This is a genomic window from Escherichia sp. E4930 (genome assembly GCF_005845405.1).
In the GTDB taxonomy this organism is placed as follows: domain Bacteria; phylum Pseudomonadota; class Gammaproteobacteria; order Enterobacterales; family Enterobacteriaceae; genus Escherichia.
In genome coordinates this window covers 98472-112271 of sequence record NZ_VCDZ01000014.1, presented here as the reverse complement: position 1 = coordinate 112271, position 13800 = coordinate 98472, and the positions used below count along the sequence as shown (strand labels likewise).

At 52.4% G+C, this 13800-nt stretch carries 13 protein-coding genes; 11 read left to right on the top strand and 2 right to left on the bottom strand.

The genetic code is table 11. The features are described from left to right. Positions 1 to 96 precede the first annotated feature (96 nt). Positions 97 to 2013, top strand: a complete 1917-nt coding sequence (gene dnaK, locus FFT88_RS16060; RefSeq protein ID WP_000516135.1) for a molecular chaperone DnaK — start codon at positions 97 to 99, stop codon at positions 2011 to 2013. A gap of 88 nt (positions 2014 to 2101) precedes the next feature. Further along, positions 2102 to 3232, top strand: a complete 1131-nt coding sequence (dnaJ, locus tag FFT88_RS16055) for a molecular chaperone DnaJ (protein WP_001118464.1) — start codon at positions 2102 to 2104, stop codon at positions 3230 to 3232. Positions 3233 to 3335: 103 nt separating this feature from the next. Here dnaJ and mokC read toward each other — a convergent pair whose 3' ends face one another. Then, positions 3336 to 3488, bottom strand: a complete 153-nt coding sequence (gene mokC / locus FFT88_RS16050) for a type I toxin-antitoxin system toxin MokC (RefSeq protein WP_000809168.1) — start codon at positions 3486 to 3488, stop codon at positions 3336 to 3338. A gap of 584 nt (positions 3489 to 4072) precedes the next feature. On the opposite strand from mokC, the gene nhaA reads away from it, so the two are divergent. After that, a complete protein-coding gene (gene nhaA, locus FFT88_RS16045) occupies positions 4073 to 5239 on the top strand; it encodes a Na+/H+ antiporter NhaA (protein ID WP_000681376.1) in 1167 nt (388 codons plus the stop codon). Positions 5240 to 5298: 59 nt separating this feature from the next. After that, a complete protein-coding gene (gene nhaR, locus FFT88_RS16040; RefSeq protein WP_135404060.1) occupies positions 5299 to 6204 on the top strand; it encodes a transcriptional activator NhaR in 906 nt (301 codons plus the stop codon). Positions 6205 to 6300: 96 nt separating this feature from the next. Here the strand turns inward: nhaR and rpsT are convergent, their stop codons facing one another. Continuing rightward, positions 6301 to 6564 carry a 30S ribosomal protein S20 gene (rpsT, locus tag FFT88_RS16035; RefSeq protein ID WP_001274019.1) on the bottom strand — a complete coding sequence of 88 codons (264 nt, stop codon included), beginning with the start codon at positions 6562 to 6564 and terminating at the stop codon, positions 6301 to 6303. Positions 6565 to 6666: 102 nt separating this feature from the next. Here rpsT and FFT88_RS16030 point away from each other — a divergent pair, with 102 nt between their 5' ends. The 7 genes from FFT88_RS16030 to rihC all read left to right on the top strand — a co-directional run bounded on the left by FFT88_RS16030 (position 6667) and on the right by rihC (position 13676). Then, positions 6667 to 6885: a DUF2575 family protein gene (locus FFT88_RS16030; protein ID WP_064525381.1), complete on the top strand. Its 219-nt coding sequence runs from the start codon at positions 6667 to 6669 to the stop codon at positions 6883 to 6885. Between the two features lie 7 nt (positions 6886 to 6892). Then, positions 6893 to 7834, top strand: coding sequence for a bifunctional riboflavin kinase/FAD synthetase (gene ribF / locus FFT88_RS16025; protein ID WP_135404061.1), 942 nt, complete (start codon positions 6893 to 6895; stop codon positions 7832 to 7834). Between the two features lie 42 nt (positions 7835 to 7876). Then, on the top strand, positions 7877 to 10693 hold the full coding sequence (ileS, locus tag FFT88_RS16020) for an isoleucine--tRNA ligase (RefSeq protein WP_135404062.1): 2817 nt from the start codon (positions 7877 to 7879) through the stop codon (positions 10691 to 10693). Further along, positions 10693 to 11187 carry a signal peptidase II gene (gene lspA / locus FFT88_RS16015; protein ID WP_000083369.1) on the top strand — a complete coding sequence of 165 codons (495 nt, stop codon included), beginning with the start codon at positions 10693 to 10695 and terminating at the stop codon, positions 11185 to 11187. Before ileS ends, lspA begins: the two co-directional genes overlap by 1 nt. Positions 11188 to 11294: 107 nt before the next feature. After that, positions 11295 to 11744: an FKBP-type peptidyl-prolyl cis-trans isomerase gene (gene fkpB / locus FFT88_RS16010; protein WP_000004655.1), complete on the top strand. Its 450-nt coding sequence runs from the start codon at positions 11295 to 11297 to the stop codon at positions 11742 to 11744. Position 11745: 1 nt separating this feature from the next. Further along, positions 11746 to 12696 carry a 4-hydroxy-3-methylbut-2-enyl diphosphate reductase gene (gene ispH, locus FFT88_RS16005; protein WP_001166395.1) on the top strand — a complete coding sequence of 317 codons (951 nt, stop codon included), beginning with the start codon at positions 11746 to 11748 and terminating at the stop codon, positions 12694 to 12696. Between the two features lie 65 nt (positions 12697 to 12761). Continuing rightward, positions 12762 to 13676 carry a ribonucleoside hydrolase RihC gene (rihC, locus tag FFT88_RS16000; RefSeq protein ID WP_135404063.1) on the top strand — a complete coding sequence of 305 codons (915 nt, stop codon included), beginning with the start codon at positions 12762 to 12764 and terminating at the stop codon, positions 13674 to 13676. The last annotated feature ends 124 nt before the right edge of the window (positions 13677 to 13800 follow it).

The following is a 13800-nucleotide window of genomic DNA, read 5'->3' as shown; positions in this document are numbered from 1 at the left end:
TGCAAAAAAATGAAATTGGGCAGTTGAAACCAGACGTTTCGCCCCTATTACAGACTCATACCACATGATGACCGAATATATAGTGGAGACGTTTAGATGGGTAAAATTATTGGTATCGACTTGGGTACTACCAACTCTTGTGTAGCGATTATGGATGGCACCACTCCTCGTGTGCTGGAGAACGCCGAAGGCGATCGCACCACGCCTTCTATCATTGCCTATACCCAGGATGGTGAAACTCTGGTTGGTCAGCCGGCTAAACGTCAGGCAGTGACGAACCCGCAAAACACCCTGTTTGCGATTAAACGCCTGATTGGCCGCCGCTTCCAGGACGAAGAAGTACAGCGTGATGTTTCCATCATGCCGTTCAAAATTATTGCTGCTGATAACGGCGACGCATGGGTCGAAGTTAAAGGCCAGAAAATGGCACCGCCGCAGATCTCTGCTGAAGTGCTGAAAAAAATGAAGAAAACCGCTGAAGATTACCTGGGCGAACCGGTAACTGAAGCTGTTATTACCGTACCGGCATACTTTAACGATGCTCAGCGTCAGGCAACCAAAGACGCAGGCCGTATCGCTGGTCTGGAAGTAAAACGTATCATCAACGAACCGACCGCAGCTGCGCTGGCTTACGGTCTGGACAAAGGTACAGGTAACCGTACTATCGCGGTTTATGACCTGGGTGGTGGTACTTTCGATATTTCCATTATCGAAATCGACGAAGTTGACGGCGAAAAAACCTTCGAAGTTCTGGCAACCAACGGTGATACCCACCTGGGTGGTGAAGACTTCGACAGCCGTCTGATCAACTATCTGGTTGAAGAATTCAAGAAAGATCAGGGCATTGACCTGCGCAACGATCCGCTGGCAATGCAGCGCCTGAAAGAAGCGGCAGAAAAAGCGAAAATCGAGCTGTCTTCCGCTCAGCAGACCGATGTTAACCTGCCGTACATCACTGCAGATGCGACCGGTCCGAAACACATGAACATCAAAGTGACTCGTGCGAAACTGGAAAGCCTGGTTGAAGACCTGGTAAACCGTTCCATCGAGCCGCTGAAAGTTGCACTGCAGGACGCTGGCCTGTCCGTATCTGATATCGACGACGTTATCCTCGTTGGTGGTCAGACTCGTATGCCAATGGTTCAGAAGAAAGTTGCTGAATTCTTTGGTAAAGAGCCGCGTAAAGACGTTAACCCGGACGAAGCTGTAGCTATCGGTGCTGCTGTTCAGGGTGGTGTTCTGACTGGTGACGTAAAAGACGTACTGCTGCTGGACGTTACCCCGCTGTCTCTGGGTATCGAAACCATGGGCGGTGTGATGACGACGCTGATCGCGAAAAACACCACTATCCCGACCAAGCACAGCCAGGTGTTCTCTACCGCTGAAGACAACCAGTCTGCGGTAACCATCCATGTGCTGCAGGGTGAACGTAAACGTGCGGCTGATAACAAATCTCTGGGTCAGTTCAACCTGGATGGTATCAACCCGGCACCGCGCGGTATGCCGCAGATCGAAGTTACCTTCGATATCGATGCTGACGGTATCCTGCACGTTTCCGCGAAAGATAAAAACAGCGGTAAAGAGCAGAAGATCACCATCAAGGCTTCTTCTGGTCTGAACGAAGATGAAATCCAGAAAATGGTACGCGACGCAGAAGCGAACGCCGAAGCTGACCGTAAGTTTGAAGAGCTGGTACAGACTCGCAACCAGGGCGACCATCTGCTGCACAGCACCCGTAAGCAGGTTGAAGAAGCAGGCGACAAACTGCCGGCTGACGACAAAACTGCTATCGAGTCTGCGCTGACTGCACTGGAAACTGCTCTGAAAGGTGAAGACAAAGCCGCTATCGAAGCGAAAATGCAGGAACTGGCACAGGTTTCCCAGAAACTGATGGAAATCGCCCAGCAGCAACATGCCCAGCAGCAGACTGCCGGTGCTGATGCTTCTGCAAACAACGCGAAAGATGACGATGTTGTCGACGCCGAGTTTGAAGAAGTCAAAGACAAAAAATAATCGCCCTATAAACGGGTAATTATACTGACACGGGCGAAGGGGAATTTCCTCTCCGCCCGTGCATTCATCTAGGGGCAATTAAAAAAAGATGGCTAAGCAAGATTATTACGAGATTTTAGGCGTTTCCAAAACAGCGGAAGAGCGTGAAATCAAAAAGGCCTACAAACGCCTGGCCATGAAATACCACCCGGACCGTAACCAGGGTGACAAAGAGGCCGAGGCGAAATTTAAAGAGATCAAGGAAGCTTATGAAGTTCTGACCGACTCGCAAAAGCGTGCGGCATACGATCAGTATGGTCATGCGGCGTTTGAGCAAGGCGGCATGGGCGGCGGCGGTTTTGGCGGCGGCGCAGACTTCAGCGATATTTTTGGTGACGTTTTCGGCGATATTTTTGGCGGTGGGCGTGGTCGTCAACGTGCGGCGCGCGGTGCTGATTTACGCTATAACATGGAGCTCACCCTCGAAGAAGCTGTACGTGGCGTGACCAAAGAGATCCGCATTCCGACTCTGGAAGAGTGTGATGTTTGCCACGGTAGCGGTGCAAAACCAGGTACGCAGCCGCAGACCTGTCCGACCTGTCATGGTTCTGGTCAGGTGCAGATGCGCCAGGGCTTCTTTGCCGTGCAGCAGACCTGTCCACACTGTCAGGGCCGCGGTACGCTGATCAAAGATCCGTGCAACAAATGTCATGGTCATGGTCGTGTTGAGCGCAGCAAAACGCTGTCCGTTAAAATCCCTGCAGGGGTGGACACCGGGGACCGCATCCGTCTTGCGGGCGAAGGTGAAGCGGGCGAACACGGCGCACCGGCAGGCGATCTGTACGTTCAGGTTCAGGTTAAACAGCACCCGATTTTCGAGCGTGAAGGCAACAACCTGTATTGCGAAGTCCCGATCAACTTCGCTATGGCTGCGCTGGGTGGCGAAATCGAAGTGCCGACCCTTGATGGTCGCGTCAAACTGAAAGTGCCTGGCGAAACCCAGACCGGTAAGTTGTTCCGTATGCGCGGTAAAGGCGTCAAGTCTGTCCGCGGCGGTGCGCAAGGTGACTTGCTGTGCCGCGTTGTTGTCGAAACACCGGTAGGCCTGAACGAGAAGCAGAAACAGCTGCTGCAAGAGCTGCAAGAAAGCTTTGGTGGCCCAACCGGCGAGCACAACAGCCCGCGCTCAAAGAGCTTCTTTGATGGCGTGAAGAAGTTTTTCGACGACCTGACTCGCTAACCTCCCCAAACGCCTGCCCGTGGGCAGGCCAGGGTAAAAATAGGGTGCGTTGAAGATATGCGAGCACCTGTAAAGTGGCGGGGATCGCTCCCCGCCGTTGCTCTTACTCGGATTCGTAAGCCGTGAAAACAGCAACCTCCGTCTGGCCAGTTCGGATGTGAACCTCACAGAGGTCTTTTCTCGTTACCAGCGCCGCCACTACGGCGGTGATACAGATGACGATCAGGGCGACAATCATCGCCTTATGCTGCTTCATTGCTCTCTTCTCCTTGACCTTACGGTCAGTAAGAGGCACTCTACATGTGTTCTGCATATAGGGGGCCTCGGGTTGATGGTAAAATATCACTCGGGGCTTTTCTCTATCTGCCGTTCAGCTAATGCCTGAGACAGACAGCCTCAAGCACCCGCCGCTATTATACCGCTCTCTTTAACCCACTCAGTTTTATCGATTCTAATCCTGAAGAAGCCTCGCATTTTTATGGCGTAATTTTTTAGGGATTTAATTATTTAACTTTAATTTATCTCTTTATCGCAATTATTGACGATAAGCTGGATTATTTTTGAAATATTGTCCTAACAAACAACGCCGACTGACAACAAATTAATTATTACTTTTCCGAATTAATCCCTCAGAAATCTTGACCTTAAGCTATGATTATCATGGCTTAAGGTCATCAGCCACCGCTTTCGAGCGCCAAAAACACTTCCTCTGCTGGTGACTTAATCTTCTTTATAGATCGTAAAAAGCGAATTATTCCTACACTATAATCTGATTTTAACGATGATTTGTGCGGGGTAAAATAGTTAAAACGATCTATTCACCTGAAAGAGAAATAAAAAGTGAAACATCTGCATCGATTCTTTAGCAGTGATGCCTCGGGAGGCATTATTCTCATCATTGCCGCTGTTCTGGCGATGATTATGGCCAACAGCGGCGCAACCAGTGGATGGTATCACGACTTTCTTGAGACGCCGGTTCAGCTCCGGGTAGGTTCTCTTGAAATCAATAAAAACATGCTGTTATGGATAAATGACGCGCTAATGGCGATATTTTTCCTGTTAGTTGGTCTGGAAGTTAAACGCGAGCTGATGCAAGGATCGCTGGCCAGCTTGCGCCAGGCTGCGTTTCCGGTTATTGCCGCAATCGGCGGGATGATTGTCCCGGCATTGCTCTATTTGGCCTTTAACTACGCCGATCCTATCACACGTGAAGGGTGGGCAATCCCGGCTGCGACTGACATTGCCTTTGCCCTTGGTGTGCTGGCGTTATTGGGAAGTCGTGTACCGTTAGCACTGAAGATCTTTCTGATGGCGCTGGCTATTATCGACGATCTTGGAGCCATCATAATCATCGCCTTGTTTTACACTAATGACTTGTCGATGGCTTCTCTTGGCGTTGCAGCTGTAGCAATTGCGGTGCTCGCGGTGCTCAACATTTGTGGTGTTCGCCGCACGGGAGTTTATATTCTGGTCGGCGTGGTGCTGTGGACCGCGGTGTTGAAATCAGGTGTTCACGCAACGCTGGCAGGTGTCATTGTCGGTTTCTTTATTCCATTGAAAGAGAAGCATGGCCGTTCTCCGGCGAAGCGTCTGGAGCATGTATTGCATCCATGGGTGGCTTATCTGATTTTGCCGCTGTTTGCTTTTGCCAATGCTGGCGTTTCTCTGCAAGGCGTGACGTTGGATGGCCTGACCTCCATCCTGCCATTAGGGATCATCGCCGGTTTGCTGATTGGCAAGCCGTTGGGTATTAGTTTGTTCTGCTGGTTGGCGCTGCGTTTGAAACTGGCCCATTTGCCAGAGGGAACCACTTATCAGCAAATTATGGCGGTTGGGATCTTGTGCGGTATCGGTTTTACTATGTCTATCTTTATCGCCAGCCTGGCTTTTGGTAGCGTAGATCCAGAACTGATTAACTGGGCGAAATTGGGCATTCTGGTTGGCTCAATCTCTTCGGCGGTAATTGGATATAGCTGGTTACGCATTCGTTTACGTCCATCAGTTTGACAGGACGATGTACCGGGGAGCCATAAATGGCTCCCTTTTCATTCTTATCAGGGAGAGAAATGAGCATGTCTCATATCAATTACAACCACTTGTATTACTTCTGGCATGTCTACAAAGAAGGTTCTGTGGTTGGCGCAGCGGAGGCGCTTTATTTAACACCACAAACCATTACCGGGCAGATCCGGGCGCTGGAAGAGCGCCTGCAAGGGAAACTATTTAAGCGTAAAGGACGTGGTCTGGAACCCAGCGAACTGGGGGAACTGGTCTATCGCTACGCCGATAAAATGTTCACCTTAAGCCAGGAAATGCTGGATATCGTCAACTATCGCAAAGAGTCCAACTTATTGTTTGATGTTGGTGTGGCAGATGCACTTTCCAAACGCCTGGTCAGCAGTGTTCTGGATGCCGCAGTTGTGGAAGACGAGCAGATCCATCTACGCTGTTTCGAATCGACGCACGAGATGCTTTTAGAGCAGTTGAGTCAGCATAAACTGGATATGATCATCTCTGACTGTCCGATCGATTCCACTCAGCAGGAAGGGCTGTTTTCCATGAAAATTGGCGAGTGTGGTGTCAGTTTCTGGTGCACTAACCCGCTGCCAGAAAAGCCGTTTCCTGCCTGTCTGGAAGAGCGTCGCTTACTTATTCCGGGGCGTCGCTCAATGTTGGGACGCAAGCTATTAAACTGGTTTAACTCTCAGGGCTTAAACGTTGAAATTCTGGGGGAGTTTGATGATGCGGCGTTGATGAAAGCCTTTGGGGCGACGCATAACGCTATTTTCGTTGCACCTTCGCTTTACGCTAATGATTTCTATAACGATGACTCGGTTATGGAGATAGGCCGCGTTGAGAACGTCATGGAAGAGTACCACGCGATTTTCGCCGAAAGGATGATTCAACATCCTGCGGTACAGCGTATTTGCAACACAGATTACTCTGCGTTGTTTACTTCAGCTTCAAAATAACCATTTGTACTCTGCAGGCTGCAGTTTTGGCCTGCAGATGGGCATAAAAAAACCCGCTTGCGCGGGCTTTTTTACAAAGCTGACAACAAAAGGCGATTAAGCCAGTTTGTTGATCTGTGCAGTCAGGTTAGCCTTATGACGTGCAGCTTTGTTTTTGTGGATCAGACCTTTAGCAGCCTGACGGTCCACGATCGGTTGCATTTCGTTAAATGCTTTCAGTGCAGCAGCTTTGTCGCCAGCTTCGATAGCTGCGTATACTTTCTTGATGAAAGTACGCATCATAGAGCGACGGCTTGCGTTGTGCTTACGAGCCTTTTCAGACTGAATGGCGCGCTTCTTAGCTGATTTGATATTAGCCAAGGTCCAACTCCCAAATGTGTTCTATATGGACAATTCAAAGGCCGAGGAATATGCCCTTTTAGCCTTCTTTTGTCAATGGATTTGTGCAAATAAGCGCCGTTAATGTGCCGGCGCTCGTTACGTAGTGATGGCGCAGGATTCTACCAGCTTGCGGGGTGTGAATACAGCTTTTCCGCGATAAAAATTGCATCAGGCCGTGAGTTTCTGCCCGTGATTTGCGCCATGGCAATGAAAAGCCACTTCTTTCTGATTTCGGTACTCAATCGCCGGTTAACCTTGACCGCTGTACAAGGTATACTCGGACGATTTTCACTGTTTTGAGCCAGACATGAAGCTGATACGCGGCATACATAATCTCAGCCAGGCCCCGCAAGAAGGGTGTGTGCTGACTATTGGTAATTTCGACGGCGTGCATCGCGGTCATCACGCGTTGTTACAGGGCTTGCAGGAAGAAGGGCGCAGGCGAAACTTACCGGTGATGGTGATGCTTTTTGAACCTCAACCACTGGAACTGTTTGCTACCGATAAAGCCCCGGCGAGACTGACCCGACTGCGGGAAAAACTGCGTTACCTTGCAGAGTGTGGCGTAGATTACGTGCTGTGCGTGCGTTTCGACAGGCGCTTTGCGGCGCTGACTGCGCAAAACTTTATCAGCGATCTTCTGGTGAAGCATTTGCGGGTAAAATTTCTCGCCGTGGGTGACGATTTCCGCTTTGGCGCTGGTCGTGAAGGCGATTTCTTGTTATTACAGAAAGCTGGCGTGGAATACGGCTTTGACATTACCAGTACGCAAACTTTTTGCGAAGGTGGCGTGCGTATCAGCAGCACCGCTGTGCGTCAGGCACTGGCAGACGATAATCTGGCTCTGGCAGAAAGTTTACTGGGGCACCCGTTTGCCATCTCCGGGCGTGTGGTCCACGGTGATGAATTAGGGCGCACTATAGGTTTCCCGACGGCGAATGTACCGCTACGCCGTCAGGTTTCCCCGGTGAAAGGGGTTTATGCGGTGGAAGTGCTGGGCCTCGGTGAAAAGCCGTTACCCGGCGTGGCAAACATCGGAACACGCCCAACGGTTGCCGGTATTCGCCAGCAGCTGGAAGTGCATTTGTTAGATGTTGCAATGGACCTTTACGGTCGCCATATACAAGTAGTGCTGCGTAAAAAAATACGCAATGAGCAGCGATTTGCGTCGCTGGACGAACTGAAAGCGCAGATTGCGCGTGATGAATTAACCGCCCGCGAATTTTTTGGGCTAACAAAACCGGCTTAAGCCTGTTATGTAATCAAACCGAAATACGGAACCGAGAATCTGATGAGTGACTATAAATCAACCCTGAATTTGCCGGAAACAGGGTTCCCGATGCGTGGCGATCTCGCCAAGCGCGAACCGGGAATGCTGGCGCGTTGGACTGATGATGACCTGTACGGCATCATTCGTGCGGCTAAAAAAGGCAAAAAAACCTTCATTCTGCATGATGGCCCTCCTTATGCGAATGGCAGCATTCATATTGGTCACTCGGTTAACAAGATTCTGAAAGACATTATCGTGAAGTCCAAAGGGCTTTCCGGTTATGACTCGCCGTATGTGCCTGGCTGGGACTGCCACGGTCTGCCGATCGAGCTGAAAGTAGAGCAAGAATACGGTAAGCCGGGTGAGAAATTCACCGCCGCCGAGTTCCGCGCCAAGTGCCGCGAATACGCGGCGACCCAGGTTGACGGTCAACGCAAAGACTTTATCCGTCTGGGCGTGCTGGGCGACTGGTCGCACCCGTACCTGACCATGGACTTCAAAACTGAAGCCAACATCATCCGCGCGCTGGGCAAAATCATCGGCAACGGTCACCTGCACAAAGGCGCGAAGCCAGTGCACTGGTGCGTTGACTGCCGTTCTGCACTGGCAGAAGCGGAAGTTGAGTATTACGACAAAACTTCTCCGTCCATCGACGTCGCTTTCCAGGCGGTCGATCAGGATGCGCTGAAAGCAAAATTTGGTGTCAGCAACGTTAACGGCCCAATCTCGCTGGTGATCTGGACTACCACGCCGTGGACTCTGCCTGCAAACCGCGCAATCTCTATTGCACCGGATTTCGACTATGCGCTGGTGCAGATCGACGGTCAGGCCGTAATTCTGGCGAAAGATCTGGTTGAAAGCGTAATGCAGCGTATCGGCGTGACCGATTACACCATTCTCGGCACGGTAAAAGGTGCGGAGCTTGAGCTGCTGCGCTTTACCCATCCGTTTATGGGCTTCGACGTTCCGGCAATCCTCGGCGATCACGTTACCCTGGATGCCGGTACCGGTGCCGTTCACACCGCGCCTGGCCACGGCCCGGACGACTATGTGATCGGTCAGAAATACGGTCTGGAAACCGCTAACCCGGTTGGCCCGGACGGCACCTATCTGCCGGGTACTTACCCGAAGCTGGATGGTGTGAACGTCTTCAAAGCGAACGACATCGTCGTTGCGCTGCTGCAGGAAAAAGGTGCGCTGCTGCACGTTGAGAAAATGCAGCACAGCTATCCGTGCTGCTGGCGTCACAAAACGCCGATCATCTTCCGCGCGACGCCGCAGTGGTTCGTCAGCATGGATCAGAAAGGTCTGCGTGCGCAGTCACTGAAAGAGATCAAAGGCGTGCAGTGGATCCCGGACTGGGGCCAGGCGCGTATCGAGTCGATGGTTGCTAACCGTCCTGATTGGTGTATCTCCCGTCAGCGCACCTGGGGCGTACCGATGTCACTGTTCGTGCACAAAGACACGGAAGAGCTGCATCCGCGTACCCTCGAACTGATGGAAGAAGTGGCTAAACGCGTTGAAGTTGACGGCATCCAGGCGTGGTGGGATCTCGATGCGAAAGAGATCCTCGGCGACGAAGCTGACCAGTATGTGAAAGTGCCGGATACTCTCGACGTATGGTTTGACTCCGGATCTACCCACTCTTCCGTTGTTGACGTGCGTCCTGAATTTGCCGGTCACGCAGCGGACATGTATCTGGAAGGTTCTGACCAGCACCGTGGTTGGTTCATGTCTTCCCTGATGATCTCCACCGCGATGAAGGGCAAAGCGCCGTATCGTCAGGTACTGACCCACGGCTTTACCGTGGATGGTCAGGGTCGCAAGATGTCTAAATCCATCGGCAACACCGTTTCGCCGCAGGATGTGATGAACAAACTGGGCGCGGATATTCTGCGTCTGTGGGTGGCATCAACTGACTACACCGGTGAAATGGCCGTTTCTGACGAGATACTGAAACGTGCTGCCGACAGCTATCGTCGTATCCGTAACACCGCACGCTTCCTGCTGGCAAACCTCAATGGTTTCGATCCGGCAAAAGATATGGTGAAACCGGAAGAGATGGTGGTACTGGATCGCTGGGCCGTAGGTTGTGCGAAAGCGGCACAGGAAGACATCCTCAAGGCGTACGAAGCATACGATTTCCACGAAGTGGTACAGCGTCTGATGCGCTTCTGCTCCGTTGAGATGGGATCCTTCTACCTCGACATCATCAAAGACCGTCAGTACACCGCCAAAGCGGACAGCGTGGCGCGTCGTAGCTGCCAGACTGCGCTGTATCACATTGCAGAAGCGCTGGTGCGCTGGATGGCACCAATCCTCTCCTTCACCGCTGATGAAGTTTGGGGTTACCTGCCGGGCGAACGTGAAAAATACGTCTTCACCGGCGAGTGGTACGAAGGTCTGTTTGGCCTGGCAGACAGCGAAGCGATGAACGATGCGTTCTGGGACGAGCTGTTGAAAGTGCGTGGCGAAGTGAACAAAGTCATTGAGCAAGCGCGTGCCGACAAGAAAGTGGGCGGCTCGCTGGAAGCTGCAGTGACGCTGTATGCAGAACCGGAACTGGCGGCGAAACTGACCGCGCTGGGCGATGAATTACGATTTGTCCTGTTGACCTCCGGCGCTACCGTTGCAGACTATAACGACGCACCTGCTGATGCTCAGCAGAGCGAAGTACTCAAAGGGCTGAAAGTCGCGTTGAGTAAAGCCGAAGGTGAGAAGTGCCCACGCTGCTGGCACTACACCCAGGATGTCGGCAAGGTGGCGGAACACGCAGAAATCTGCGGCCGCTGTGTCAGCAACGTCGCCGGTGACGGTGAAAAACGTAAGTTTGCCTGATGAGTCAATCGATCTGTTCAACAGGGCTACGCTGGCTGTGGCTGGTGGTAGTCGTGCTGATTATCGATCTGGGCAGCAAATACCTGATCCTCCAGAACTTTGCTCTGGGGGATACGGTCCCGCTGTTCCCGTCGCTTAATCTGCATTATGCGCGTAACTATGGCGCGGCGTTTAGTTTCCTTGCCGATAGCGGCGGCTGGCAGCGTTGGTTCTTTGCCGGTATTGCGATTGGTATTAGCGTGATCCTTGCAGTGATGATGTATCGCTCGAAGGCCACGCAGAAGCTAAACAATATCGCTTACGCGCTGATTATTGGCGGTGCGCTGGGCAACCTGTTCGACCGCCTGTGGCACGGCTTCGTTGTCGATATGATCGACTTCTACGTCGGCGACTGGCACTTCGCCACCTTCAACCTTGCCGATACTGCCATTTGTGTCGGTGCGGCACTGATTGTGCTGGAAGGTTTTTTGCCTTCGAAAGCGAAAAAACAATAATAAACCCTGCCGGATGCGATGCTGACTCATCTTATCCGGCCTACAGATTGCTGCGAAATCGTAGGCCGCATCCGGCAAAAATCCTCAAAATATAAGAGCAAACCTGCATGTCTGAATCTGTACAGAGCAATAGCGCCGTCCTGGTGCACTTCACGCTAAAACTCGACGATGGCACCACCGCCGAGTCCACCCGCAACAACGGTAAACCGGCGCTATTCCGCCTGGGCGATGCTTCTCTTTCCGAAGGGCTGGAGCAACACCTGCTGGGGCTGAAAGTGGGCGATAAAACCACCTTCTCGCTGGAGCCAGATGCGGCGTTTGGCGTGCCGTCACCGGACCTGATTCAGTACTTCTCCCGCCGTGAGTTTATGGATGCAGGCGAGCCAGAAATTGGCGCAATCATGCTTTTTACCGCAATGGATGGCAGTGAGATGCCTGGTGTGATCCGCGAAATTAACGGCGACTCCATTACCGTTGATTTCAACCATCCGCTGGCCGGGCAGACCGTTCATTTTGATATTGAAGTGCTGGAAATCGATCCGGCACTGGAGGCGTAACATGCAGATCCTGTTGGCCAACCCGCGTGGTTTTTGTGCCGGGGTAGACCGCGCTATCAGCATTGTTGAAAACGCGCTGGCCATTTACGGCGCACCGATATATGTCCGTCACGAAGTGGTGCATAACCGCTACGTGGTCGATAGCTTGCGCGAGCGTGGGGCTATCTTTATTGAGCAGATCAGCGAAGTGCCGGACGGCGCGATCCTGATTTTCTCCGCACATGGTGTTTCCCAGGCAGTCCGCAACGAAGCGAAAAGCCGCGATCTCACAGTGTTTGATGCCACCTGTCCGCTGGTGACCAAAGTGCATATGGAAGTCGCGCGCGCCAGCCGTCGTGGCGAAGAGTCAATTCTCATCGGCCACGCCGGGCATCCGGAAGTGGAAGGTACGATGGGCCAGTACAGTAACCCGGAAGGGGGAATGTATCTGGTCGAATCGCCGGACGATGTGTGGAAACTGACGGTCAAAAACGAAGAGAAACTCTCCTTTATGACCCAGACCACGCTATCGGTGGATGACACGTCTGATGTGATCGACGCGCTGCGTAAACGCTTCCCGAAAATTGTCGGTCCGCGCAAAGATGATATCTGCTATGCCACCACCAACCGTCAGGAAGCGGTACGCGCTCTGGCAGAACAGGCGGAAGTTGTGCTGGTGGTCGGTTCGAAAAACTCCTCCAACTCCAACCGTCTGGCGGAGCTGGCCCAGCGTATGGGCAAACGCGCGTTTTTGATTGACGATGCGAAAGATATCCAGGAAGAGTGGGTGAAAGAGGTTAAATGCGTCGGCGTGACTGCGGGTGCATCGGCTCCGGATATTCTGGTGCAGAATGTGGTGGCACGTTTGCAACAGCTGGGCGGTGGTGAAGCCATTCCGCTGGAAGGCCGTGAAGAAAACATTGTTTTCGAAGTGCCGAAAGAGCTGCGTGTCGATATTCGTGAAGTCGATTAAGTCATTAGCAGCCTAAGTTATGCGAAAATGCCGGTCTTGTTACCGGCATTTTTTATGGAGAAAACATGCGTTTACCTATCTTCCTCGATACAGACCCAGGCATTGACGATGCCGTCGCCATTGCCGCTGCGATTTTTGCCCCCGAGCTCGACCTGCAACTGATGACCACCGTCGCGGGTAATGTCTCGGTTGAGAAAACTACCCGCAACGCCCTGCAACTGCTGCATTTCTGGAATGCGGAGATTCCGCTCGCCCAGGGAGCCGCTGTGCCGCTGGTACGCGCACCGCGTGATGCGGCATCTGTGCACGGCGAATCGGGAATGGCTGGCTACGACTTTGTTGAGCACAACCGAAAGCCGCTCGAGGTACCGGCATTTCTGGCGATTCGTGATGCCCTGCTGCGTGCACCAGAGCCTGTTACTCTGGTAGCCATCGGCCCGTTAACCAACATTGCGCTGTTACTTTCACAATGCCCGGAATGCAAACCGCATATTCGCCGTCTGGTGATCATGGGCGGTTCTGCCGGTCGCGGCAACTGCACACCAAACGCCGAGTTTAATATCGCTGCCGATCCTGAAGCGGCAGCCTGTGTCTTCCGTAGCGGCATCGAAATCGTCATGTGCGGTCTGGATGTCACCAATCAGGCGGTGTTACCTCCTGATTATCTTGCTACTTTGCCGGAGTTGAATCGCACCGGAAAAATGCTTCATGCACTGTTTAGCCACTACCGTAGCGGCAGTATGCAAAGCGGCCTGCGAATGCACGATCTCTGCGCTATCGCCTGGCTGGTGCGCCCGGACTTATTCACTCTCAAGCCGTGTTTTGTGGCGGTAGAAACGCAGGGCGAATTTACCTCAGGCACCACGGTTGTTGATATCGACGGTTGCCTGGGCAAACCCGCCAACGTACAGGTGGCGCTGGATCTGGATGTGAAAGGCTTCCAGCAGTGGGTGGCTGAGGTGCTGGCTCTGGTGCCATAACCTGTCACATGTTATCGGCATGCAGTCATTCATCGACTCATGCCTTTCACTGATATCCCTCCCTGTTTATCATTAATTTCTAATTATCAGCGTTTTTGGCTGGCAGCGTAGCGATGCGCTGGTT

Bases quoted from the DNA above. Each gene is read 5' to 3' on its own strand.
- nhaR (WP_135404060.1), top strand. From the start codon at position 5,299: ATGAGCATGTCTCATATCAATTACAACCACTTGTATTACTTCTGGCAT.
- dnaJ (WP_001118464.1), top strand. From the start codon at position 2,102: ATGGCTAAGCAAGATTATTACGAGATTTTAGGCGTTTCCAAAACAGCG.
- lspA (WP_000083369.1), top strand. From the start codon at position 10,693: ATGAGTCAATCGATCTGTTCAACAGGGCTACGCTGGCTGTGGCTGGTG.
- FFT88_RS16030 (WP_064525381.1), top strand. From the start codon at position 6,667: ATGTGCCGGCGCTCGTTACGTAGTGATGGCGCAGGATTCTACCAGCTT.
- fkpB (WP_000004655.1), top strand. From the start codon at position 11,295: ATGTCTGAATCTGTACAGAGCAATAGCGCCGTCCTGGTGCACTTCACG.
- ileS (WP_135404062.1), top strand. From the start codon at position 7,877: ATGAGTGACTATAAATCAACCCTGAATTTGCCGGAAACAGGGTTCCCG.
- mokC (WP_000809168.1), bottom strand. From the start codon at position 3,488: ATGAAGCAGCATAAGGCGATGATTGTCGCCCTGATCGTCATCTGTATC.
- rihC (WP_135404063.1), top strand. From the start codon at position 12,762: ATGCGTTTACCTATCTTCCTCGATACAGACCCAGGCATTGACGATGCC.
- ispH (WP_001166395.1), top strand. From the start codon at position 11,746: ATGCAGATCCTGTTGGCCAACCCGCGTGGTTTTTGTGCCGGGGTAGAC.
- ribF (WP_135404061.1), top strand. From the start codon at position 6,893: ATGAAGCTGATACGCGGCATACATAATCTCAGCCAGGCCCCGCAAGAA.
- dnaK (WP_000516135.1), top strand. From the start codon at position 97: ATGGGTAAAATTATTGGTATCGACTTGGGTACTACCAACTCTTGTGTA.